The sequence below is a fragment of the Pseudazoarcus sp. NS34 genome (assembly GCF_059703725.1).
In genome coordinates, this window is the sequence record NZ_BAAKIZ010000001.1 from 719,449 (window position 1) to 742,499 (window position 23,051).

Consider the following 23,051-nt stretch of genomic DNA (forward strand, 5'->3'; position numbering starts at 1 on the left):
ATGCGACCCACGGCGCGGGTAAGATGGCCGCATCGCATCCTCCGCCGCCGCCCATGCACACCGAACCGCCCTACATCGCCCCCGCCCGCTACGACGACCCCGAGGCCGCACTGGCGCGCGTGCAGGAGATCTACGCCGCCAGCACCGAGTGGCTGCGCGAATCGCTGCGTCGTTTTGTCGCCGGAGAGGACTTCGATCGCAAACTGCGCGCCTGCTACCCGTTCGCACGCGTGCGGGTGGATACCGTGGCGCGGCCCGATTCGCGCCTGGCCTATGGCTTTGTGGCCGGACATGGCACGTTCGAGACCACGCTGACCAAGCCCGACCTGTTCGCCAACTACTACCGCGAGCAGTTCCGGCTGCTGATCGAGAACCACAAGGTGGACATCGAGATCGGCACCAGCACGCAGCCCATTCCGCTGCACTTTGCGCTGGCCGGCATGGACCACTTCGAGGGCCGGCTCGATGCCGACCGCCGCCGCCGGCTGCGCGACCTGTTCGACCTGCCCGACCTGACGGTGATGGACGACGGCATTGCCAACGGCACCTTCGAGCCGCCACCGGGCCACCCGCAACCGCTGGCGCTATTCACCGCGCCGCGTGTGGATTACTCGCTGCAGCGCCTGCGCCACTACGCCGGCAGCGACGCCGAGCACTTCCAGAACTTCGTGCTGTTCACCAATTACCAGTTCTACATCGACCAGTTCATTGCGCTCGGTCACGAGCTGATGGCGGACGAATCCGGCGCGCATGGCTATGAGAGCTTCGTGCAGCCCGGCAACGTCATCACCCGCCGTGCCGGCCTGCCCGCACAGCCCGGAGACGAGCGTGGCACGCCTCCGCCGCGCATGCCGCAGATGCCGGCCTACCACCTCACGCGCGGCGACAGCGCCGGCATCACCATGGTCAACATCGGCGTCGGGCCGTCCAACGCCAAGACCATTTCGGACCACATCGCGGTGCTGCGCCCGCACGCCTGGATCATGCTCGGCCACTGCGCCGGCCTGCGCACCACACAGCAGTTGGGCGACTACGTGTTGGCGCACGGCTATGTGCGCGAAGACCACGTGCTCGACGAAGAGCTGCCGCCATGGGTGCCGATTCCGGCGCTGGCCGAAATCCAGCTCGCGCTGGAAGCCGCAGTGGCCGAAGTGACGCAACTCTCCGGCTACGAACTCAAGCGCATCATGCGCACCGGCACCGTCGCCAGCACCGACAACCGCAACTGGGAACTGCTGCCCTCGCACGGCAACCCGTCTGCACCCGAGCGCCGCTTCAGCCAGAGTCGCGCCGTGGCGCTGGACATGGAATCGGCCACCGTCGCTGCCAACGGCTTCCGCTTCCGCGTGCCCTACGGCACGCTGCTGTGTGTCAGCGACAAGCCGCTGCATGGCGAGATCAAGCTGCCCGGCATGGCCGACACCTTCTACCGCCAGCGCGTCGACCAGCACCTGCGCATCGGCCTGCGCACCATCGAGCTGCTGCGCGAGCAGGGCATCGACCGCCTGCACAGCCGCAAGCTGCGAAGCTTCGCGGAGGTCGCCTTCCAGTAGCGCGGGAGCGCAACGCTGCACCGCAGCGTAACAATTCGTGCGTTTCACTTATAGCTAATACAGTGCTAGCCTAAGCCAATGTTGCGTAGCAGCATTGAGGTGGCACATGCGATTGGCTTCACCCAAGCTCCCGACCGTCAGTCTGGCCCTTCAGGGCGGGGGCGCCCACGGCGCCTTCACCTGGGGCGTGCTCGACGCCTTGCTCGAAGATGAGCGCATCGACTTCGCAGGCATCAGCGGCACCAGCGCCGGTGCCATCAACGCCGTGGTGCTCGCCCACGGGCTGCTCCAGGATGGCCGTGAGGGCGCGCGCGCCGCCCTGAACACCTTCTGGGAAGGCGTTGCCAGCAAGTCGCCCCCGGGCTTCCCGTCCGCCAGCCAAAGCGACGCGACACGCGTTGCACCAGCCGCCCGCATGCTGCTGCACTGGTCACGCTACTTTTCGCCGCAGCAGATGAACCCCTTCGACATCAATCCGCTGCGCGACCTGCTCAGCACACAGATCGACTTCGAGCGCCTGCGCGCGCATTCCCCGCTCAAGCTGTTTGTCGCCGCCACCCACGCCAACAGCGGCAAGCTGCGCCTGTTCGAGACGCACGAACTCACCGTGGACGCGCTGCTCGCCTCGGCGTGCCTGCCGACCATCTCGCGCCCCATCGAAATCGACGGCGAGCCTTACTGGGACGGCGGCTTCTCCGCCAATCCGGCGGTGTTCCCGCTGCTCTACGAATGCGACGCCTGCGACATCCTGCTGGTGCTGCTCGCACCGCAGCTGCACGCGACAACGCCGAACAGCGCAGAGGAAATCCGCACCCGCACGCTGGATCTGGCGTTCAACGCCACCTTCCTGCGCGAGATGCGCCGCTACGCCCGCGCCAGCGAAACCGCCTCTCATTCGTTGCTGCCCGGCCGCCTCGAACGCCGCCTGCGTCGCACCCGCTTTCACGTCATCCAGTCGCAGGAGCACACCGCGTCGCTGGCCACGGAAACCCGCTTTCTACCCAGTCCGCCGCTGCTGCGCATGCTGCGCGATCGCGGCCGCGACATGGCGCTTGAGTGGCTAACACGTCATCGCGAGAACGTCGGAAAGCGCTCCACCACCGACATCGCCGAGATGTTCATCTGAACGATGCGAATCGCCCTGAGCGCGCTGTAAGTATTTTGTAAGTTATGTTTCAAAAGCGGGAACCAAGCAGGGATAATTCGATCGATCCACCACCACTGACTACTGCTGGCACACGACGCCAGCCTCACCATGCCCAGAGCCTTCACCCTCGACATCTGGAGCGACTACGTCTGCCCTTTCTGCTACCTCGAGATGCCCGTGCTCGCGGCAATCGAGGCCGAATACGGAGATGCGGTCGAGATCAACTGGCGCGCCTTCGAACTGCGCCCCGACCCCGCTCCGACCCTCGATCCGCGTGGCGAATATCTGCGCGAGGCATGGGCTAACCACGTCTATCCGATGGCCGAGGAACGCGGCATGCGCCTGCGCCTGCCGCCGGTGCAGCCGCGCAGCCGCCTGGCGTTCGAAGCCGAACTGTTCGCGCGCGAGCACGGCCTGGGCGACAAGATGCGCCAGTCGCTGTTCCAGGCCTTCTTCGAGCACGGCCGCGACATCGGCAAGATCAGCGTGCTGACCAGCATCGGCCGCGCCATCGGCCTGAACGCCGCAAGGCTGAAATTCGCACTCGACAATGGCGACTTCACCGCCGCAGTGCAGGCCGACCGCCGCGAAGCCGAACGGCTCGGCATCCGCGGCGTACCCGCCATGCGCCTGTCGGCATCCGGCCGCCAGCGACTGATCACCGGCGCACAGTCGGTCGACGCCCTGCGCGAAGAGATCGCGCAACTGCTTGCTGCAGAGCCCGAGGCGCCACGTTTTGACGCCGATCGAACGTGCGTCGGCCGCCTGCGCCCCGAACGGGTGCTGTCGCATCACGCCTGAGTCCGGCCTGCGGACAAGCCCATGAAGTGGCAGCCTCGGCTGCCACTTTGCGTTGCGGTGTGGCACGTCGGTCGGCGCTGCAGCAGGTGACCCGGCACGATGGCATCGCATACACTGCGCATTCCAGCGACATGCCCTCCGACCCAGACCATGCAGGCTTTCGTGCTCGAATCGCGCTGGTACGAAATCATCCTCGCAGGCTGGCTGTTCTTCGGTGCTCTCTATCTTTTCTTCGGCACGCTGACGACGGTTCTCACGCGCCACCTGCTGCCCGCCATTGCTTACGGCCGGCAACTTGACCCGCGACCGCTGGCGCCCGGTCAGCTGCGGCGCGAATGGCTGCAATCAGCCGCCTCGGTCACGCTGTTCGGCGTCGGCCTGGTAGTGCCGTGGGGCCTGCTGCAACTGGGTTGGGCGCAGCTCGCGGTCGATCCGCCGTGGTGGCAGATCGCCATCGAGATGCTGGTACTGGTGATCTGGAACGAGGTGCACTTCTACGCCAACCACTGGCTGCTGCACACCCGCTGGTTACGCCGCTTCCACCTGCCGCACCACCGCTCGGTGGTGACCACGCCGTGGGCGACCTACAGCTTCCATCCGCTCGAAGCAGCGATGCTCGGCAACGTGCTGATCCTGCCGATGCTGCTGCACGATTTCAGCTTCGCGGCGCTGCTGGCCCTACCGGTGTTCAGCCTGACCTTCAATTCCATCGGCCATTCGAACTACGACTTCCTGCCCGATTTCGACCGCGACCGCTGGTGGCTCAACGGCGCACGCCGGCACCATCTGCATCACGCCTGCTTTCACGGCAACTACAGCTTCATGTTCCCGTTCATGGATCGCCTGTGCGGCACAGCACTGCCGCCGGATGCGGCCAAGGAGCGCATTGCGCTCGATCTGGCGCGGGACACGAAACGTCATGCTGCGTAACTGGCGCGATCTCCACAGCCTCGCCTACCTCGCGCTGCTGCCGGCCCTCGTCGCGTGGCAATGGCACTACGGCATTTCGCTGCCGCTGTACTTGGCCACCCTGTTTCTGACGCTGGGCACCGGCGTGATCCACCACAATCACGCGCACCGCCGCATGTGGCGCAACAAGCACGCCAACCGCGCCACCGACCTGTGGCTGAGCGTGCTGCAGGGCCACCCCGGCTTCGTCTTCCATCCGGCGCATGTCGCCAACCACCACCGCTACCGGCATGGCCCGCTGGACGTGGCGCGCACCTACCGCTTCGGCGGCGACAGCAACCATCTGTGGGGTTACCTGCTGCATCCCTTCCACGCGGCGGCCGTGCTCTACCCGCTGTTCCTGCGCTGGCTGCACGAGCGGCGCGGCAGCGCCGCGTGGCGCCACGCCCTGCTGCAATACGCCGCCGTGGCGCTGCTGTGGGCGACCCTGGCCATGATCGACGCCGAGAAGTGGCTGCTGCTGGTGCTACTGCCGCAACTGCACGGCCTGCACTGGTTGCTGGCCACCAACTACCTGCAGCACGCGCATGCCGACGGGCATTCGCGCTTCAACTACGCGCGCAACTTCGAAGGCTGGGTGAACCCGTTGCTGTTCAACATCGGCTTGCACACCGCCCACCACGAACACCCGCGCGCGCACTGGAGCGAACTGCCGGCGCTGCATGCACGCTACCGCGCACACGTCGACGCGCGGCTGAACGCCGGCGGCCTGGCCGCCTACATGTTTCGCAGCTTCATACTCGGTCTGTTCTCACCACGCTGGCGCAGCCACAGCCTGATGGCGGAATCCGCCACGGCGCGCCACTCCTCACCCACTGGAAGCCCTCCGGATGCCCACCCGCTTTGACCATGTCTATGTGGAAGCCGCCGGCTACCACCTGCCCGGCCCGGCCATCGACAACGCTGGCATGGATGCCTGCATCGCCCCGCTCAACCGGCTCTCTAGCCGCCTCAAGGCGCGCATCCTGGCCGAAAACGGCATCACGCAGCGGCATTACGCACTCGACGCCGACGGCAACACCACGATGTCGCATGCCGCACTGGCGGCCGCGGCGATCCGCGACTGCGCAGCGCGCGCCGATTTCGCGCTGGGCGACGCCGGGCTGCTGTCGGTCGGTTCCAGCGGCGGCGACGCGATCATGCCGGGCTTTGCCAGCATGATTCACGGCGAACTCGGCGCCCCGCCCATGGAAACGCTCTCCAGCCAGGGTGTGTGCGCCGCTGGCGTGCTGGCCATCAAGCACGCGGCGCAGGCCATCGAACTGGGTGAGCACCAACACGCCATCGCCGCCGCGGCCGAAATGCCGTCGCGCATCTTCAAGAAAAGCCGTTTCGCGCCGCGCGGCTACGACGCGGACTTTGACGCTCACTTCCTGCGCTGGATGCTGTCCGACGGGGCCGGCGCACTGCTGCTCACACGCACGCCGAGCGGCCGCAACGGGCTGCGCCTGAAGCTCAAGTGGGTGCACCAGAAGAGCTTTGCCGGCGACTACCCGGTGTGCATGCAGCTCGGGCTGTCGGCCGACCGCAAACGCTCCTACCTGGATTTCGACTCGGCCAGCGAGGCCGAGGCCGATGGCGCGCTGTCGCTGCGTCAGGACATCCGGTTGCTGCCGCATCTGTTCGACGTGTCGATCCACGAGTACGTCACGCTGGTGCGTGATGGCTGGGTGGACTCGGCCGACATCGACCACTTCCTGTGCCACTACTCGTCGGCGCGTTTCATCCCGGTGGTGGAAGACCTGCTCGACAAGACCGGGCTGACCATTCCGCGCGAGCGCTGGTACAGCAACCTCGCCACGCGCGGCAACACCGGCGCGGCCTCGATCTACATCATGCTTGCCGAGTTTCTCGACACGCATGAGCTGCGGGCGGGCGAGAAAATCTTCTGCTTCATCCCCGAATCGGGCCGCATCAGCGCTGCCTACATGCTGTTCGAGGTCGAAGCCGCCGATGCCCCCGCGGCGGTAGCGGCCACGCGCACGGCACCTGCGGAAATCGCCGACGACTTGCCCCCGCCACCGCACGACCCGGCCGGTGCCCCAGAGCACCTGCGCCACCTGCTGACGCGCCTGGCCGGCATCTGGCACGACTACCGCTCCGACGTGTGGCGCACGCCGGTGGTGCACAAGCTGGTTTCGGGCCGCTTCGACGTCGCCGATTACCGCAACTGGACCGCCCAGTGGGTGCCGCAGGTGCGAGAAGGCAGCAAGTGGATGCGCGAAGCAGTGGCCTCCATGGACGGCGCCTTCGCCGCACTCGGCGAGCTGGTCGAAACCCACGCCGGAGAGGAGCAGTTCGACTTCCGCATCCTCTACGACGACTACCGTGCCGCCGGCGGCAATGAAGAGCTCGACGCGCTGCGCCGCAACCCCGGCGGCGAAGCGCTCAACGCCTATCTGCACGCGCTGGCGGCCACGCCCAACCCCGTCGGCCTGCTCGGCGCGATCTACATCATCGAGGGCACCGGGCAGCGCATCGTGCCGGCCCTGCTGCCAATGCTGCGCAAACAAGTCGCGCTGCCGCCGTCGGCCTTCCGCTTTCTCGAATATCACGGCGAGAACGATCTGCACCACTTGCAGCGCTGGCTGCAGGCCGTCGAACTGGCGCTGCTGGTCGACCCCGCCGCCGCCCGCAGCATTCTCGATACCGCCACGCATACCACGCGGCTGTACCTGATGCAGTTCCGCCACATCATGGACGAAGACGAATGAACCCCCTGCCCGACTTCCTGCCCGCCGAGCACGACCCGCTCGACCCCAACCCGTGGCACGCGCTTTATCTTGACCGCAGCACGCCGCTGCCCGACGACGTGAAGGCCGCCTGGCTGAAGGATTCCAGCTCCCGCTCGCGCCAATACCTGCTGCCCTTCGTGCGGCCGCTGGCACGCGCCTTCATCGTGCTGATCCAGATCGTCAAGATCGTCATGCCGCGCAACTGGGCGGCATCACGCCTGCTGCACCGCCTGCTCGCGGCCGGCCTCAAGCGATTCGTCTCACCCGAAGCCAACTGGCTGATCCTGCGGCATTTCGCGCTCGGCTCGCAGATCCTCGAATTCATCGGCCGCAACGCGCCGGTGCCGGTGGAAACCTCGCCGCTCACCCCCGTCACGATCGACGAGCTGGAAGACGAGCTCTTCCTCAAGCACGACCTCAACCTGTTCAATTTCGTCATCCGCCTCAACCAGGACCTGCGTGACCAGAACCTCACGCTGGGGCTCGCTGAGCACCCCGACTTCGGCATGATCGAACCACCCGCCGTGCGCCTCGAAGACATGCCGCGCGGGCGCCTCAACTTCATCGACCTGCAGACCGCCATCGAATGCTTCACGCCGATCTATCAGTTCTTCCTCACCGACAACGACTTCTGGCGCGCCACCAATTCGCTGCAGCTCGACGAGACCATCGGCATTTACGCCGCAACCATCCTGGGCGCGCCCGAGCATCTGATCCTGCTCAACAACAAGCACCCGCTGGTGCCGATGAGCACGCTGCGGGCGGGCTACCGGCTGGTACTGCACGGGCTGTCGACCGAAATGCTGCATGCGCTGCTGACGCAAGCCAAAGCCGAACAGGCTGCCAGCGCCTGACCCACGGTTGGACCGGTGTATTTCAACGCTCTCAAACTTTTCGCTAACACTACGAGATATTCAGATTATGTCTTTTGAATTCACGATCCCTGAGCCGAATGGCTCTTCTTTAGAAGTTGGGCTCGATATTGGTCAATGCCTTTTCATCCTTGGAGCAAACGGAACTGGAAAGTCGAGTCTGATGCAAAAGCTCTATAGTGCGCATCACGGAAAGTCCCAACGGATTTCCGCACATCGACAAACTTGGTTTTCATCAAGTTCGATATCGTTGTCGCCGGCAGAAAAGAGAAGTATGGAAACTAATATTTCTACTAGTGATACGCGCGTACAGTCGCGCTGGAAGGATGACTATGCCTCGCATAGAGCCAACATGGCGATCTACGATCTAATTGACGCCGAAAACATTCGGGCTCGAAATATTGCTGGCGCCGTAGACAGCGGCAACATTGATTTGGCAAAAACGTTATCAAAGAAAGATGCACCTATAAAAATAATCAACGAATTGCTTCGCCTGTCAAACATACCAATTGAGATATCGGTAAAGGAAAATGAGCAAGTCCTTGCAAGCAAGTCCGGCAGTGCTCCGTATAGCGTTGCGGAACTCTCTGACGGAGAACGGAATGCCCTATTAATTGCTGCAAGTGTTCTCACAGTTGTCCCCGGAACGTTGCTACTCATTGACGAACCAGAGCGCCATCTTCACAGATCGATCATTTCTCCCTTGCTGACGCTTCTGTTTGCTAAGCGTATGGACTGCGCATTCGTTGTCTCTACTCACGACGTAATGCTCCCTCTTGATAATCCTAGTGCGCGCACCATGCTTATTCGCGGCTGCACCTACCACGGAACAACAGTCACTTCATGGGATGCCGACGTAGTTCCTGCGCAATCCAGCATCGACGAGGAGATAAAGAAGGACATTCTTGGGGCGCGGCGAACATTACTATTCATTGAGGGAGATGAGCGGAGTCTGGATAAGCCACTCTATAGTCTTGTTTTTCCAAATGTAACCATCATTTCGAAGGCAAGCTGCCGTGAAGTCGATCATGCTGTCTCGGGTATTCGAAGCGCAACAGAGTTTGCTTGGCTACGCGCTTTTGGAATTGTGGATAACGACCGCCGGACGCCAGACGACATTTCACGGCTCAAAGAGAAAGGCGTCTATGCCGTAGACGTGTATTCTGTTGAATCGATCTACTATCACCCTGAAATTCAAAGAAAGCTAGCTATACGCCATGCATCCGTGACCGGTGAAGATGCGAACGCTCTCGTTGATTCAGCGAGATCTGCTGCTCTTGTAGCGGTTGCGACACACGTGCGACGCCTCAGCGAACGCGCCGTCGAGAAGACGTTACGAGACGAACTTGATAAACACTGGCCAAAGCAAGCGGAGATATCTGCGGGCATTCCAATACGCATCGAAATCGACGTAGCTGCCGCAGTGAACAATGAAATTTCCTTTTTCAATCAATCTATAGCCGAAAAAAATCTTGAAAGAATAATTGTTCGATATCCGGTACGAGAGACGCCAATGCTTACCGAAATTACGCGGAAACTTGGTTTCCAGAGCCGCGATCAGTACGAGAGTGCTGTGAGAAGGCTGCTAATGGATGACATAGCGTCACTTGATTTTGTGATGTCACTGTTTGGAACGCTTGCATCCGATGTCGCCCATGCATGATTGGCCCAACCCAAGGGAGGATAGGGACGGCCTGCAAGCGCAGCTTGCAGGCCGTCCCTATCCTCCACGATATCCCGCACGCCCGCGCTTCACCCCGCCGCTAGAATCATTCGCGCACCGGCCGCTGCGCCGGCATCTGCTCACGGAGGTTGCATGTCCCTGCATCGCCAGCTCCAGCAACGCGCGGCAGAAGGCCGCCCGATCCGCGTCGGCCTGATCGGCGCCGGCAAGTTCGGCGCCATGTACGTTGCGCAGATTCCGCGCACGCCCGGCGTGCATCTGGCCGGCATCGCCGACCTCAACGTGCCCGGCGCGCGCAACAACCTGCAGCGCGTAGGCTGGCCGGAGGAGCAGTATTCCGCCGCGTCGCTCGACGCCGCGCTGCAGCACGGCACCACCCACATCTCGGAAGACTGGCAGACGCTGGTGCGTCACCCGGCCATCGATGTCATCGTCGAATGCACCGGCCACCCCATTTCTGCGGTCGATCACTGCCTGGCCGCCTTCGCCCACGGCAAGCACGTGGTCAACGTCACGGTCGAGGCCGATGCCTTCTGCGGGCCGGCACTCGCCAAGCGCGCAGCCGCTGCCGGCGTGGTGTATTCGCTGGCCTTCGGCGACCAGCCGGCACTGATCTGCGATCTGGTGGACTGGGCGCGCACCTGCGGTTTCCCCGTGGTCGCCGCCGGGCGCGGCCACAAGTGGCTGCCGCACTTCGCGCAATCCACCCCCGATACGGTGTGGGGCTACTACGGCCTCACGCCCGAGCAGGCCGCGCGCGGCGGCCTCAACCCCAAGATGTTCAACAGCTTCCTCGACGGCTCCAAACCCGCCATCGAATCCACCGCCGTCTCCAACGCCACCGGCCTGACCGTGCCCAGCGACGGCCTGCTTTACCCGCCCGCCAGCGTCGCCGATATTCCCCGCGTGACCCGCCCGCGTGAGGAAGGCGGCCACCTCGAACGCAAGGGCATGGTCGAGGTCATCTCCAGCCTGGAGACCGACGGCCGCGTCATCCCCTACGACATCCGCATGGGCGTGTGGGTGACCGTGGAGGGCGAAACCGAATACGTGCGCAACTGCTTCGAGGAATACAACGCCCACACCGACCCATCCGGCCGCTACTTCACGCTGTACAAGCGCTGGCACCTGATCGGACTGGAAGTCGGCATGTCGGTCGCCAGCGTCGCACTGCGCGGCGAAGCCACCGGCGTCGCGACCTGCTGGAACGCCGACGTGATCGCCCAGGCCAAGAAGGATCTCGCCCCCGGCGAGATCCTCGACGGAGAAGGCGGCTACACCGTGGTCGGCAAGCTGTTGCCCGCCCAAAAATCCCGCGCCATCGGCGGCCTGCCGCTGGGGCTGGCGCACGACATCAAGGTGAGCCGGCCGGTGAAGCGGGGAGCCTGCCTGAGCTGGGACGACGTGCAGGTGGACGACACGACCAAGGCGTATGCGCTGCGGCGGGAGATGGAACATCGCTGAACGGGTGCGCCATGAACACCGATGCCGTCTTCCGCGCAGCCTCTACCCGCCACCTGCTGGGCCTCGCCGGCTCGGCTGTGGTGCTGCTCATCGGCGTGTTCCTGCCCGATCCGTTTGCGCGCTGGCTGTGCGTGTTTCTCGGAATCATCGGGCTGCTGATGGGCGCCGCCAAGTACACGCTGACGCCGCGCCGCCTCACGCTGGATGACGACGGTCTGACCGTGGAAACGCCGTTTCGCAGCACGCGCATCCGCTGGCGCCACGTCAAGGCGCTGCGCCTGCACAGAGTGCAGCAGAACAAGCTGATCATCGTGAACTGCACGGGCCGCTGGCAGGGCGGACGGCCGTTCAAGGCTTCGCAGGCGCACTGGGTGGAGCGCGACTACTTCGTCCCGAATATCTTCGATGCGCCGCTGGAGGATATCCAGGCGCAGATGGTGGCCCGCCACGAGGCGTCAGAGGGCGGAGCGGGCCACCGATGAAACGAAGCCTCACTCCACCTTCGGCCCCACCCACACCTGTTTGGCATTGACGAATTCGCGGATGCCGTGCGGGCCGAGTTCGCGGCCGAAACCAGAACATTTGATGCCGCCGCTGGGCAGGCGCGGATCGGTCTTGACGATGCCGTTGACGGCGACCTGGCCGGTCTCCAGCCGGGCGGCGAGGGCTTCGCCGCGGGCGGTGGAGGTCCACACGCTGGCGGCGAGGCCGTAGCGGGTGTCGTTGGCGATGCGCACGGCATCCTCTTCGTCGGCGGCGCGCAGCAGCACGGCGACCGGGCCGAAGGTTTCTTCGCGCGCGGCAGGCATGTCGTTGGTGACGTCTGCCAGCAGCGTGACCGGGTAAAAGTAGCCGGGGCCGTCGGGCACCTCGCCGCCGAGCAGGCAGCGCGCGCCGGCCGCGACGGTTTCGCTCACCTGCCGGTGCAGGTTCTCGCGCAGGTCGGGGCGGGCGATGGGACCGACGTCGGTGCCGTCTTCGCGCGGGTCGCCGAGCTTGAGCCGCGCAAGGCGCTCGTGCAGCAGCCCGATGAAGCGTTCGTACACGGCCTCCTCGACGATGATGCGTTTTGCGGCAATGCAGCTCTGGCCGGCGTTGATGATGCGCGACAGGGTCAGCACGTCGGCAGCCTCTTCCAGATTGGCGTCGGCCAGCACGATGGCAGGGTCGGAGCCACCGAGTTCGAGCACCGAGTGCTTGATCTCGGAGGCGGCGATGGACGCCACCGCGCCGCCGCCCCTCTCCGAGCCGGTGAAGGACACCGCCTGGATGCGCGGATCGCGGATCACGGCCTCGACGCGCGGGGTCTCCAGCAGCAGGTTGGCGAACACGCCAGCCGGGGCGCCGGCGCGCTCGAACAATTCGGCGATGGCCAGCGCGCAGCCGGGCACGTGCGAATCGTGCTTCATCACGCAGGTGTTGCCGGCCATCAGCGTCGGCGCCGCGAAGCGGAAAGCCAGCCAGAACGGCGCGTTCCACGGCAGGATGCCGAGAATGGCGCCCAGCGGCTCGTAGCGCACGCAACTGCTGGAGGCATCGGACGCGATCTTTTGCGTGGCCAGATAGCTCTGCGCATGCTCGGCGTAGTGCTCGGCCGCCCAGGCCGACTTGTTGACCTCGCCAATGGCCTCTTTCTTGGGCTTGCCCATTTCCTCGGTCATCAGATGGGCGAGGCGGTCCACGTCTTCGCGCAGGAGCTGTGCGACGCGGCGCAGCACGCGGGCGCGGGCGTCGAAGCCGGCATCACGCCAGTCACGCCACGCCGCATCGGCGGCGGCGAGAACGGCTTCGACCTCCTGCGGGGTCGCTGGCGTGACCGAGCGCAGGACGTGACCGGTGGTCGGATCAATGGCTTGCAGCATGCTCAGGCTCCCTTGCGCTTGTCGTCGCGCGATTCGTCGGTGATCAAGGCCACCACGCGGTCGTCGCCCTTGACCACGAAGTCCTCGTCCATGGTGAAGAAGCTCTTGCAGCCACGGTCGGTGATGTAGAGGGTGTCGCTGATGCCCACCGTCTTGTCGCCATCCACGCCCCACATCCACGGAATGACATGGAAGGTCATGCCTTCTTCCAGCACCCGGTTGTTGCCGTGCTTGAGGCTGACGATGTAGCCCTCGTCCCAACTCGGCGGAAAGGCAATGCCGATGGAGTAGCCCGAGCGCGTGATCAGCTGCGCGCCGACATCGTTGTCGCTGATGATCTTGCGCACCAGGTTGTCGGCATCCGACACCGTCACGCCCGGGCGCAGCAGTGCCTTGATCTCGCACAGGGCGTATTTCATGCGCTCCTGCGCCTTGAGCATCGAGTTCGACAGCTCGCCCAGCACCACGGTACGCATCATGGCCGTGTGATAGCGCCGGTAGCAGCCACCAACCTCGATGAAGACGTGCTCGCCCGCCTGCACCGTGCGCCCCTCCCAGGTGGCGTGGCCGATCATGCTGCGCGGGCCCGAGGTGACATACGGCATCACCGCCGGCGGCTCGCCGCCGGCGCGGAACATGGCCGACGAGATGGCGGCGCCGATGTCGTTCTCGGTCACCCCCACGGCGCAGGCCTCGATGCCCGCCTGCATGCCCGCCTCGGTAGCGGCCGCCGCACGGCGCATGACGTCGATCTCGACCGGCGATTTGCAGATGCGCCCTTCCTCGACGATGCCGAAGCAGTCGAGCAACTGGCCGCCGATGAACGAGGTACGAATGGTGTCCTGGTGATAGGCCGGAAAGAAGTAGCTGTTGCGCTCATAGCCCACGCACTTGCCCGACAGGCCGAACTCGCGCAGCGCCTCGACGAGCATCTGGATGGCGTCACCGGTGTCCGGATACGGCCGCGTGATCTCCACCCAGGTGCGCGCCAGCACATTGGATTCCTCCAGCCGCCGGGTGATCATGAACGGCTCCTGCTCCAACGGCACCACCAGCGCCTGGAAGAAGGAATAGCCGGTGGTCTGGTAGTCCGTCAGGTACATCAGGTTTTCAGGGTCGGAGATCACCACCGCGTCGAGCAGACGCTTCTCCATGCGCTTGCGCAGTTCATCGATGCGGCGCATGTACTCCGCGAACGGGAAGGTCATGTCATCGCGCTGTCTCATGCCGGCACCTGCTCGAGCTGCTCGACGGCCTCGCGCACCGACTGCGACAGCAGATCCAGCCCCTCGGCCAGATCCAGATCCGGAATGGTCAACGGCGGAATCAGCTTCAACACCACACCGCCAGTGCCGCAGGCGCCAATCAGCAGACCATTTTCGAAGCAGCGCGCGCCGACCGCCTTGGACAACGCGCTGTCGCCCAGATCGATGGCCTGCATCATCCCCTTGCCGCGCACCTGCATGCCGCGCTCGGGGAACTCGTCGGCGAGTTCGAGCAGATGCTCACGCATCACCTCGCCCTTGCGCCGCACCTCGCTCATCAACTCTTCGTTGTCGAAGTACTTCAGCGCCTCTGCGCCGGCCACGAACGAAAATCCCTGCCCGCGGAACGTGCCGGTGTGCTCACCCGGCGACCAGTGCTTGTCATGCTCGGGCTTGACCAGATTCATCGCCAGCGGCGTGCCGAATCCGCCGATGCCTTTGGCCAGACAGATGATGTCGGGGTCCAGCCCCATGCCGTCGAAGCTGAAGTAGCTGCCGGTGCGGCCGCAGGCGGCCTGAATGTCATCGAAAATCAGCAAGGCGCCCAGGTCGCGTGCCAGCTCCTGCACGGCCAGCAGCCATTCCACGCTCGCCACGTTCACGCCGCCTTCGGCCTGGATCGGCTCGACTAGGAAGGCCGCCGGTTTCGGCAGCCCGCCCGACGCGTCCTCGAACAGCTGACGCATCGCCGCGACCCCTTCGAGCGCCGCATCACCATCTTCCTCCGCACCGAAAGGCATGCGGATCACATGCTCCAGCGGCACGCCGGCCGCGTTGCGGAAGTAGCTATTGGCCGTGCACGCAAGCGAGCCCAGCGTCATGCCGTGAAAGCCGTGGGCGCAGGCCACCACGGTGGACCGGCCCGTCACCCGACGCGCCAGTTTCAGCGCTGCCTCAACCGCGTTGGTGCCTGTCGGGCCGGTGAACTGCAGGCGGTAGTCCATGTCGCGCGGCTTCAGTATGGTTTCGGCGAAGCGGCGCACGTACTCGCGCTTGGGCACCGTGTACATATCCAGGCTGTGCGCCACGCCGTCGCGCTCGATGAACTCGATCAGCGCCTTCTTCATGTGCGGGTTGTTGTGCCCGAAATTGAGCACCCCGGCCCCGGCGAAGAAGTCCACGAAGGAGCGCCCCGACTCGTCCACCTGCCGCGCGTTCGACGCCGACGCGAATACGGTCGGATAAAGGCGGCAATAGCCACGGACTTCGGATTCCCACTGTTCGAATACCTGCATGTCGGTTCCTCCTTGTGTTTCGTTTAGCCAGGCGCCAACCGCCCCGGACGCTGGCATGCGCTCTCCTTCGGAAAGTGACGGACGCAACAAACCGCCCCGCGCCAGAACGGCCGGGGTCGAAAATCAGAAAAGGGGTTTTGCGCCGTGACCGGCGCAATCAAAAAGCGGACGCCCGCAGGGGGCCGTGAGCCCGACAGCCAGGTGCGTGAAACCATTCCCACCGCACCCGCTTGCGTCGAACCGCCTCGCCCGTAACGCCCGCACCGCTTCACGCGGCACCACGTCCCGGCATCGATGGCTTCGTTCCGGATCGTCTTCATCAATACGCATCAACTGCAGCCCGATCAGGACACCGCTCTGACAACATGTCAGATGCGAGTCCCGCTGATCGGGTTGGTTCCACCGACGAAACATCCCGTCACGGAACAGACGCTCTCAAACGCCTCGCGTCCATCCTGCGCTTTCGGGCCGGCGCGGCGCAAGTGGCGCGATCTCACACGCCGCCGGCGTGGCACGCGGCTGACCACACCGCGTGTCACCCGCGCTAGAATCGCCGCATGTTTGATGAATCCCTCTTTGGCCGTCTCAAGTTCAGGCACACCAAGCCCACGCAGCCGCCGTTCGGCCCCGGCAGGCACAACCTCGGCCTCTCTGACGAGCGCGACTACCTGCTCTACGTGCCGGAGAGCCTGGATCTCACGCAGCCGGTCAAGCTGTGGGTGCTGTTCCACGGCGCCGGCGGTTTCCCCGAGAAGATCCTGAAATTCTTTGTCGAACACGCCGAGCGCGAGGGCTTCGTGATCCTCGCGCCGCATTCGATGCTGATCACCTGGGACATCGTGATCGGTGGCAGCGGGCCGGACATCGAACGTCTCGACAAGGCACTGGCCATCGTCGCTGACCACTTCGAGCTCGACCCCAAGCATTTCGCCTTCGGCGGTTTCTCGGACGGCTGCAGCTACTCGCTGTTTGCCGGCGTCACCAACGGCGACCTCGTCAGCCACGTGATCGCCATGTCGGGCGGTTTCCTGACGGTGTTCATGCAGCATGGCGCACCAAAGATCTTCCTGTCGCACGGGCGCCAGGACGAGCAGCTGCCCTTCGAGCGAGCCGGCGAAGCCAAGGCCGCCAAGCTCATCGAGGCCGGCTACGACGTGCGCTTCGTGCCTTTCGAGGGCACGCACAAGCTCATTCCGGAGATCGCGCAGCAGGCAGTGGATTTCTTCCTCGACCGGGACGCTTCAGCCCCCACGGCGTAAGCCGCGGTCAGCGGCGCATCCAGTCCCCCCAGCCCGCCGTCATCAGCGCCACGCAAGCCGTGGCGACCGCCAGGCTGACCAGCCAGAACGAGAACGAGCCAAGCAGCGCCGGTTGCTGGTATGCCATCACCGCACGCAACAGCACCGTGATGTGCAGGCCGGAATAGCCGATGGCCCAGCACAGCGGGGCGAGCGGCAACTTTTGGTCGGGATCACGCGAAGTCATGAGCGCACACGTCGACAGGCAGGATTTCAGCTTAGTCGCGCGACGGCGCTTTGCTACCTCGGCAACATGTCGTGCCGCGCCGCATAGGTAAGCAGTTCCACCAGGTTGTGCACGTCGAGCTTCTCGAAAATGCGCGCCCGATACGTCGAAATGGTGTTGCCGGACAGGCACAGCTGCTGCGCGATGTCGGACACCGAGCGTCCCTGCGCGAGCAGCGTGAGCACCTGGAATTCGCGGTCGGAGAGCAGTTCGTGCGGCGGCTTGCCCTCACCCTCACGCACGCTGCGGGCGAGCAGCTCGGCAATGGAAGCCGTGATGTACACCCCGCCGTCAGCAACCTTGTGCAGCGCCGCGAGCAACTCGTCGGGCGAGCACCCCTTGTTCAGATACGCGCCCGCGCCGCCGCGAATGGCACGCACGGCGAACTGCGATTCGGGATACACCGACAGCATCACCACGCCAACCTGCGGAAATTCGCTGCGCAGGGTCTTGAGCACGTCCAGCCCGTCACGGTCGCCCAGCGCGACGTCCAGCAACACCACTTGCGGCGCCCGCTGGCGCAAGGCCCGCAGCGCGGCCGGGCCGTCACCGGCCTCGCGGATGTCACCGATGCGTTCTGCGCCGGTAAGGATCTGGATCAGACCGCGGCGGATGATCATGTGGTCGTCGACAATCAGCAGATCGATCATCGCGGCTGACCTCGCGCCAACGCGCCCGCCAGCCGCAGACGCACGGTAGCGCCGCGCCCCGGCGTGCTGTCAATGGCCAGCTCGCCGCCAATCGAATGTGCGCGCTCGCGCATTCCGAGCAGGCCAAAGCTGGTGGGTGCGGCCGGCAGCGTCATGCCGCGGCCGTCATCGGTGACTTCAATCAGCAGATCACGCCCCTCGGCGCGTACCGTCATCGTCACGCGGCGGGCTGCGGCGTGGCGCTGCACGTTGGTAAGCACCTCCTGCACGATGCGGTAGATGGCGATTTCGGCGTCGCGCCCCAGACGCACGCGCTCGACCTCCTCCGGGCAGGCAAAGCTGCAGCTCACGCCGGCGCGCGCCTGCATCTCGTCCATCAGGCATTCGAGCGCGGCCCATAGGCCGAGGTGGTCAAGCACGCCGGGGCGCAGGTCGTTGAGGATGCGACGCACCGAATCGATGGCGTTCTTGCCGATGTCGAGCGCGGCGTCCACGTTGGCGCGCAACGCTTCGTTGCCGTCCAGACGCGAGCGCAGGAAGTTGAGTTCGAGCTGGATGGCGGTCAGCGAGGCGCCCAGATCATCGTGAATGTCGCGCGCGATGTGGGCGCGTTCGCTCTCGCGCACGCTGTTCATGTGGGCGGAAAGCCGACGCAGGTTCTCGTGCGTCTGCTTGAGCTCGCGGTTGGCGGCCGACAGCGCTGCCGTGCGCTCGGCCACGCGGCGCTCCAGCTCGGCCTGCGCCGCATGCAATGCGGCCTCGGTGCGCTTGCGGGCGGTGATGTCATTGAAGGTCACCACCGCACCGACCACCCGCTCGCCATCACGAATCGGGTACGAGGCGTACTCAGCCGGGAAGGAGCTTCCATCGCGCCGCCACAGCACCTCGTCTTCCACCCGTACGCCTTCACCCTGCTGGAAGGCCCGGAAAATGCGGCAATCGTGCACCGGCATATGCTGGCTGTCGGCGTGCGAATGGTGGATCAGATAGTGCATGTTGCGGCCCAGCACCTCGTCGGGCGTGTAGCCGAGTAGCTCGGCGCCAGCACCGTTGATGAAGATGCAACGGCCGTTCAGATCAATGCCGTAAATACCCTCGCCGGCCGACTCCAGCAGCAGTTCAAGCTGACGGCGCCAGGCGGCATGGTGCGAGAGGTGGTGGAGGTCTGCGAACATCGGCCTGCGAATGGTCTTGGTGCAGACGTATTAGCAAGAACGGTACCTATCGCAAGGCCACCGTGAGCGGCCCGGTCTGCGATGGTTCTCCTGACCTGAGGCGCGCTGCGAGCGTCAGCCGTGGGGTGCGGACAGGCACGGCCGCACCGAATTGGTGCAGAAGCACACCACTTACTTGGCAGGCTCTTTTGTAGCGGCCAGCCAGAGATCGTCCAGGTCGTCGAACGGCCAATCTGCCGAGTTTTCACTGCCGACAATCTTCTCCTTGCAGTGACGATTCGACAGATCGACTGTTTCCGGAACAATGCGGCTGTTCGAACGGGTGGAGTAGAACACCCGCACCCGCGGCGTCAGCAAGGAAGCGGCATTCGTTTCAAGGACGATACCGAGGCGACCCGAACTCAGACGCACCAGCGAGCCAGGGGGATAAATGCCCACGCAGCGCACAAAAGCGTGCAGCAACCGATGGTCGAAATGCCCTTTCCACTCGAACATGCGCTGGATCGACTGCGCGGGGTCCCAGCCTGTCTTGTAGGGTCGGTTGGAGGTGACCGCGTCATACACATCGCAGATGGCGCCCATGCGTGCGTATTCGCTGATGTCACCCTCGCGGAGACGGTGCGGGTAACCGGTGCCATCGACACGTTCGTGGTGGTGTAGGCACACATCGAGCACAAGCTCGTCGACTTCGCCTGCCTCACGCAGCAGCTCGAAGCCACGCTCGGGGTGTTCGCGCATGACGGCGTACTCCGCGTCGCTGAGCTTGCCGGGCTTGTTGAGCACCTCAAGCGGCATGACGGCCTTGCCGAGATCGTGCAGCAAACCAGCTCGTCCGGCGCGCGTCACCTCCTCTTCCGGCAGCCCCAACTCCCGGCCCAGCCCGATCATCAGCGCACATACCGCCACCGAATGCATGTAGGAATACTCATCCTGCTTCTTGAGACGAACCAGGGTGATCAATGCTCCGCGGTGTCGCAGCACAGAGTCGGAAATGTCATTCACGAGACCATCCACGGCCTCGGTATCCACCGCCTTGCCCATGCGCGCTTCGGCAAACATCGCCAACACGACCTTCTTGGCGCGGGAACACACCAGCGCGGCGTTGGCCATTTCGTCGCCAAGCTCAACGCTCGCAGGCGCGACCGGCACCGGAACACCCGGCACGTGGCCCCGCTCAATGTCGTCGAACACGTCCGGCACAATGGCTTCGGGCACAGGCGGGGCGACGTCCTTGCCACGCGTTGTGTCGATCCAGATCTCGGCAATGCCGTGCTCGCGCAGCTTGCCGAGATCTGCACTCTGATCGAGCAGAAAGGATTTTCGCCAGAAGGGGTGAGCCGCCCAGTGAGCGCAGATCTCGTGGATATACATCCCGACCTCAAGCTGCTCGATCGGGATGCGCTTCAGGTGAGGGGGGCGGCGAGCGCTCATGGCAGTGCCAAGAAATACGAACGAATTAGTTCGACCAGACTACCTGGAAATAGGTTTCAGAATCAGCGTGTCGCCGCGCTGCGTGAATTCCAGGTGCCTCAGTGCGCTCATGCCGAGCAGGATTTCATCGTCGCGGTAACCCGGATTGAGGTGCCCGGCCACATTGCGCATGAGAAAGGGGCCAAAGCCGAGTTCGTCGATGAGCGTGGTGCGCACGGTGACCGACCCGTTGGCGGTCATCACGCGCGCCGTGCCGCCTGCGGCCAGACCTAGCTCAGGGCCGAGATGAGCCGGCACCGAAACCTGCGTGGCGCCGGTGTCGAGCAGAAAGGTGACGCGCTTGCCGTTGATGGTTCCTGGCGCAACGTAATGCCCGGCGCGGTTGCGCTGCAGCACCAGTTCGCTCTGACCCGGCTGCACCGACAGGTTGCGGTTGGGGTTCCACGAGCGCTCCAGATAGCCGTCAAAACCAAGCCACAGCAAGCCAAGCAAGGCGAGGCTTGCCAGCAACATCATGCCGCGCCCGAGACGACGGGTGGTGCGAGGGTCATCCATGCAGATCAGACCGGTGGCTTATGCAGGGCGTTCATTACCCGTTCCACGCTTGGCGTCAAAGCACCTCGCCGTGCTCGCGCGTGGCGTGGAAACTCACTTTGGGCCACTTCTCCCTCGTCACGTCGAGGTTGTAGCGCGTCGACGCCATGTACACCGGGTTGCCGTCGATGTCCTTGGCCAGACGCATGATCTGTTCGCGCTCGAAGTTGCGGCGCGTGACCTCGTCCGGGAAGGTCAGCCAGCGTGCGGTGTAGATTTCGGCCGACTCGAAGATTGCGTCGACCTTGTATTCGTCCTTCAGGCGCTGCTCGACCACCTCGAACTGCAGCTGACCGACCGCGCCGAGCAGCAGATTGCCGCCTTCAAGCTCGAAGACCTGGATGGCGCCCTCTTCGCCCAGCTCCTTGAGGCCCTTCTCGAGCTGCTTGGACTTGAGCGGATCGCGCAGGCGCGCCACGCGGAACATCTCGGGCGAGAAGTAGGGAATGCCGCGGAAGCCGATGTTCTCGCCCTCGGTCAGCGTATCGCCGATCTGCAGTTGCCCGTGGTTGTGGATGCCGATGATGTCGCCGGCCACACCGTCTTCCTTGAGCACGCGCTCGTTGGCCATGAAGGTCAGCGCGTTGGCGAGCTTCATCTCGCGCCCGGCGCGCACATGCTTGACCTTCATGCCCGAGGTGTAGCGCCCCGAGCAGATGCGGAAGAAGGCGATGCGGTCGCGGTGGCGCGGGTCCATGTTGGCCTGGATCTTGAACACGAAGCCCGAGAACGGCGCCTCGGCCGGCTGCACCATGCGCGTGCCTCCGTCAGGCAGGCCAGCAACGCGCGGCTGCGGCGGCGGCGCCCAGTCGAGCAGCGCCTGCAGGATTTCCTGCACGCCGAAGTTGTTGATACCCGAGCCGAAGAACACCGGCGTCTGCTTGCCGGCGAGGAAGGCTTCGAGCGAGAACGGGCTCGACGCGCCCTGCAGCAGGTCGACGTCGTCGCGCAACTGGGCGACCTCCATCGGAAACTCAGCATCCAGACGCGGGTTGTCGAGCCCTTCGATCACTTCCGCCTCGCTACGCTTCTCCTCACCCGGCACGAAGCGCAGCAGCTTGTTGGTCAGCAGGTGGTAGACCCCGCCGAAGCGCTTGCCCATGCCCAGCGGCCAGGTGATCGGCGCGCACTCGATGTTGAGCACTTCCTCGATCTCGGACAGCAGATCAAAGGGCTCCTTGACCTCACGGTCGAGCTTGTTGATGAAGGTGATGATCGGCGTATTGCGCAGCCGGCACACCTCCAGCAGCTTGATGGTCTGCGCCTCCACGCCGTTGCCGGCGTCGATCACCATCACCGCCGCGTCCACCGCGGTGAGCACGCGGTAGGTGTCTTCCGAGAAATCCTGGTGGCCCGGCGTATCGAGCAGGTTGATGGTGTGGCCGGCGTACTCGAACTGCATCACCGAGCTGGTCACCGAGATGCCGCGCTGCTTCTCCACCTCCATCCAGTCCGAAGTGGCGTGGCGCGCGCTCTTGCGCGCCTTGACCGTGCCGGCCAGCTGGATCGCACCGCCGAACAGCAGCAGCTTCTCGGTCAGCGTGGTCTTGCCCGCATCGGGGTGGGAAATGATGCCGAAGGTGCGACGCTTCTTGACGTCTTCGACGAGCTCGGGCGGAAACGGAGTGGCCATGATGTGCACAAAAAGTGAGCCGCCGGAGGGTTGGCCTCGGGCGGCGAAGGCGCAATTCTATCAAGCAATTGCGCTCGGCTCACGCAGCCGACTCGGTCAAGGTCGAGATGGACACCGGTTCCGCTTGAGCGTGCTCTCAAAGGGCGCTCTTGGAGCGTCGGACGGCCTATTGAAGAACAGACGACACAAACTGGAGCAAGGTGCGCCGGCGCGCTAGCCGGACGGTTTCGCACCGGAGCCGGCCGAACCGCGCCGGCCGCGCCGCACAACGCTTCGCAGCACCGTCCGCAGTGCGTCGGCGACAGCGTTGATGAGCCCCAGCGGCGGCATTGCCGGCATATACACGTTGGGCGGGCGCTGTTGTGTATTCGTCCGTGGCGTCCGCTTCACGATCCTTCGGTCACTCATCGCACATCCTCCCGTTCTGTGATCGGCCACCGAAGGGCTCGACCTGGAG

General features: G+C 64.5%; 20 protein-coding genes. 11 read left to right on the forward strand and 9 right to left on the reverse strand.

The annotated features are described in order from the left end of the window. Positions 1-53 precede the first annotated feature (53 nt). From AC6H0N_RS03445 to AC6H0N_RS03490, 10 genes are all read left to right on the forward strand, one after another. On the forward strand, positions 54-1,553 hold the full coding sequence (locus AC6H0N_RS03445; RefSeq protein WP_497572657.1) for an AMP nucleosidase: 1,500 nt from the start codon (positions 54-56) through the stop codon (positions 1,551-1,553). A 106-nt stretch (positions 1,554-1,659) separates the two neighbouring features. Continuing rightward, entirely contained in the window at positions 1,660-2,679 is a 1,020-nt protein-coding gene (locus AC6H0N_RS03450; protein WP_497572658.1) for a patatin-like phospholipase family protein, read from the forward strand. 129 nt (positions 2,680-2,808) lie between these two features. Continuing rightward, entirely contained in the window at positions 2,809-3,501 is a 693-nt protein-coding gene (locus AC6H0N_RS03455; RefSeq protein ID WP_497572659.1) for a DsbA family oxidoreductase, read from the forward strand. A 99-nt stretch (positions 3,502-3,600) separates the two neighbouring features. Continuing rightward, the gene (locus tag AC6H0N_RS03460) at positions 3,601-4,431 is read left to right on the forward strand and encodes a sterol desaturase family protein (RefSeq protein WP_497572660.1); all 831 of its coding nucleotides are present in this window, start codon (positions 3,601-3,603) and stop codon (positions 4,429-4,431) included. Continuing rightward, positions 4,421-5,317 (forward strand): fatty acid desaturase, encoded by an 897-nt coding sequence (locus tag AC6H0N_RS03465; protein ID WP_497572661.1) that lies wholly within the window; start codon positions 4,421-4,423, stop codon positions 5,315-5,317. Before AC6H0N_RS03460 ends, AC6H0N_RS03465 begins: the two co-directional genes overlap by 11 nt. Then, positions 5,301-7,184, forward strand: coding sequence for an iron-containing redox enzyme family protein (locus AC6H0N_RS03470; RefSeq protein ID WP_497572662.1), 1,884 nt, complete (start codon positions 5,301-5,303; stop codon positions 7,182-7,184). Before AC6H0N_RS03465 ends, AC6H0N_RS03470 begins: the two co-directional genes overlap by 17 nt. Continuing rightward, positions 7,181-8,059 carry a DUF6999 family protein gene (locus tag AC6H0N_RS03475; RefSeq protein WP_497572663.1) on the forward strand — a complete coding sequence of 293 codons (879 nt, stop codon included), beginning with the start codon at positions 7,181-7,183 and terminating at the stop codon, positions 8,057-8,059. The genes AC6H0N_RS03470 and AC6H0N_RS03475 overlap by 4 nt, the downstream gene beginning before the upstream one ends. Positions 8,060-8,126: 67 nt before the next feature. Continuing rightward, complete coding sequence (locus AC6H0N_RS03480) at positions 8,127-9,740, forward strand: AAA family ATPase (protein ID WP_497572664.1); 1,614 nt, start codon at positions 8,127-8,129, stop codon at positions 9,738-9,740. Between the two features lie 153 nt (positions 9,741-9,893). Further along, entirely contained in the window at positions 9,894-11,225 is a 1,332-nt protein-coding gene (locus tag AC6H0N_RS03485) for an NAD(P)H-dependent oxidoreductase (protein WP_497572665.1), read from the forward strand. Between the two features lie 11 nt (positions 11,226-11,236). Continuing rightward, positions 11,237-11,707, forward strand: a complete 471-nt coding sequence (locus AC6H0N_RS03490; RefSeq protein ID WP_497572666.1) for a PH domain-containing protein — start codon at positions 11,237-11,239, stop codon at positions 11,705-11,707. A gap of 9 nt (positions 11,708-11,716) precedes the next feature. Here AC6H0N_RS03490 and AC6H0N_RS03495 read toward each other — a convergent pair whose 3' ends face one another. The 3 genes from AC6H0N_RS03495 to AC6H0N_RS03505 are packed head-to-tail and all read right to left on the reverse strand — an operon-like array spanning position 11,717 to position 15,587. Further along, positions 11,717-13,087, reverse strand: coding sequence for an NAD-dependent succinate-semialdehyde dehydrogenase (locus tag AC6H0N_RS03495; RefSeq protein WP_497572667.1), 1,371 nt, complete (start codon positions 13,085-13,087; stop codon positions 11,717-11,719). Between the two features lie 2 nt (positions 13,088-13,089). After that, positions 13,090-14,313: an ectoine hydrolase gene (gene doeA / locus AC6H0N_RS03500; protein ID WP_497572668.1), complete on the reverse strand. Its 1,224-nt coding sequence runs from the start codon at positions 14,311-14,313 to the stop codon at positions 13,090-13,092. Continuing rightward, positions 14,310-15,587, reverse strand: coding sequence for an aspartate aminotransferase family protein (locus tag AC6H0N_RS03505; protein ID WP_497572669.1), 1,278 nt, complete (start codon positions 15,585-15,587; stop codon positions 14,310-14,312). Before AC6H0N_RS03505 ends, doeA begins: the two co-directional genes overlap by 4 nt. Positions 15,588-16,144: 557 nt before the next feature. On the opposite strand from AC6H0N_RS03505, the gene AC6H0N_RS03510 reads away from it, so the two are divergent. Further along, positions 16,145-16,846, forward strand: a complete 702-nt coding sequence (locus tag AC6H0N_RS03510) for an alpha/beta hydrolase (protein ID WP_497572670.1) — start codon at positions 16,145-16,147, stop codon at positions 16,844-16,846. Between the two features lie 7 nt (positions 16,847-16,853). Here AC6H0N_RS03510 and AC6H0N_RS03515 read toward each other — a convergent pair whose 3' ends face one another. From AC6H0N_RS03515 to AC6H0N_RS03540, 6 genes are all read right to left on the reverse strand, one after another. Then, positions 16,854-17,072 carry a hypothetical protein gene (locus AC6H0N_RS03515; RefSeq protein WP_497572671.1) on the reverse strand — a complete coding sequence of 73 codons (219 nt, stop codon included), beginning with the start codon at positions 17,070-17,072 and terminating at the stop codon, positions 16,854-16,856. A gap of 53 nt (positions 17,073-17,125) precedes the next feature. Continuing rightward, on the reverse strand, positions 17,126-17,761 hold the full coding sequence (locus AC6H0N_RS03520) for a response regulator (protein WP_497572672.1): 636 nt from the start codon (positions 17,759-17,761) through the stop codon (positions 17,126-17,128). Further along, the gene (locus AC6H0N_RS03525) at positions 17,758-18,936 is read right to left on the reverse strand and encodes a PAS domain-containing sensor histidine kinase (RefSeq protein WP_497572673.1); all 1,179 of its coding nucleotides are present in this window, start codon (positions 18,934-18,936) and stop codon (positions 17,758-17,760) included. Before AC6H0N_RS03525 ends, AC6H0N_RS03520 begins: the two co-directional genes overlap by 4 nt. 171 nt (positions 18,937-19,107) lie before the next feature. Next, on the reverse strand, positions 19,108-20,367 hold the full coding sequence (locus tag AC6H0N_RS03530; protein WP_497572674.1) for a cyclic di-GMP phosphodiesterase: 1,260 nt from the start codon (positions 20,365-20,367) through the stop codon (positions 19,108-19,110). A 39-nt stretch (positions 20,368-20,406) separates the two neighbouring features. Further along, positions 20,407-20,922, reverse strand: a complete 516-nt coding sequence (locus AC6H0N_RS03535; protein WP_497572675.1) for a retropepsin-like aspartic protease family protein — start codon at positions 20,920-20,922, stop codon at positions 20,407-20,409. 55 nt (positions 20,923-20,977) lie between these two features. Continuing rightward, positions 20,978-22,597, reverse strand: coding sequence for a peptide chain release factor 3 (locus tag AC6H0N_RS03540; protein WP_497573239.1), 1,620 nt, complete (start codon positions 22,595-22,597; stop codon positions 20,978-20,980). Positions 22,598-23,051 lie beyond the last annotated feature (454 nt).

Excerpts from the sequence above, each read along its gene's own strand:
- AC6H0N_RS03445 (WP_497572657.1), top strand. The coding sequence starts at position 54 with ATGCACACCGAACCGCCCTACATCGCCCCCGCCCGCTACGACGACCCC.
- AC6H0N_RS03450 (WP_497572658.1), top strand. The coding sequence starts at position 1,660 with ATGCGATTGGCTTCACCCAAGCTCCCGACCGTCAGTCTGGCCCTTCAG.
- AC6H0N_RS03455 (WP_497572659.1), top strand. The coding sequence starts at position 2,809 with ATGCCCAGAGCCTTCACCCTCGACATCTGGAGCGACTACGTCTGCCCT.
- AC6H0N_RS03460 (WP_497572660.1), top strand. The coding sequence starts at position 3,601 with ATGGCATCGCATACACTGCGCATTCCAGCGACATGCCCTCCGACCCAG.
- AC6H0N_RS03465 (WP_497572661.1), top strand. The coding sequence starts at position 4,421 with ATGCTGCGTAACTGGCGCGATCTCCACAGCCTCGCCTACCTCGCGCTG.
- AC6H0N_RS03470 (WP_497572662.1), top strand. The coding sequence starts at position 5,301 with ATGCCCACCCGCTTTGACCATGTCTATGTGGAAGCCGCCGGCTACCAC.
- AC6H0N_RS03475 (WP_497572663.1), top strand. The coding sequence starts at position 7,181 with ATGAACCCCCTGCCCGACTTCCTGCCCGCCGAGCACGACCCGCTCGAC.
- AC6H0N_RS03480 (WP_497572664.1), top strand. The coding sequence starts at position 8,127 with ATGTCTTTTGAATTCACGATCCCTGAGCCGAATGGCTCTTCTTTAGAA.
- AC6H0N_RS03485 (WP_497572665.1), top strand. The coding sequence starts at position 9,894 with ATGTCCCTGCATCGCCAGCTCCAGCAACGCGCGGCAGAAGGCCGCCCG.
- AC6H0N_RS03490 (WP_497572666.1), top strand. The coding sequence starts at position 11,237 with ATGAACACCGATGCCGTCTTCCGCGCAGCCTCTACCCGCCACCTGCTG.
- AC6H0N_RS03495 (WP_497572667.1), bottom strand. The coding sequence starts at position 13,087 with ATGCTGCAAGCCATTGATCCGACCACCGGTCACGTCCTGCGCTCGGTC.
- doeA (WP_497572668.1), bottom strand. The coding sequence starts at position 14,313 with ATGAGACAGCGCGATGACATGACCTTCCCGTTCGCGGAGTACATGCGC.
- AC6H0N_RS03505 (WP_497572669.1), bottom strand. The coding sequence starts at position 15,587 with ATGCAGGTATTCGAACAGTGGGAATCCGAAGTCCGTGGCTATTGCCGC.
- AC6H0N_RS03510 (WP_497572670.1), top strand. The coding sequence starts at position 16,145 with ATGTTTGATGAATCCCTCTTTGGCCGTCTCAAGTTCAGGCACACCAAG.
- AC6H0N_RS03515 (WP_497572671.1), bottom strand. The coding sequence starts at position 17,072 with ATGACTTCGCGTGATCCCGACCAAAAGTTGCCGCTCGCCCCGCTGTGC.
- AC6H0N_RS03520 (WP_497572672.1), bottom strand. The coding sequence starts at position 17,761 with ATGATCGATCTGCTGATTGTCGACGACCACATGATCATCCGCCGCGGT.
- AC6H0N_RS03525 (WP_497572673.1), bottom strand. The coding sequence starts at position 18,936 with ATGTTCGCAGACCTCCACCACCTCTCGCACCATGCCGCCTGGCGCCGT.
- AC6H0N_RS03530 (WP_497572674.1), bottom strand. The coding sequence starts at position 20,367 with ATGAGCGCTCGCCGCCCCCCTCACCTGAAGCGCATCCCGATCGAGCAG.
- AC6H0N_RS03535 (WP_497572675.1), bottom strand. The coding sequence starts at position 20,922 with ATGGATGACCCTCGCACCACCCGTCGTCTCGGGCGCGGCATGATGTTG.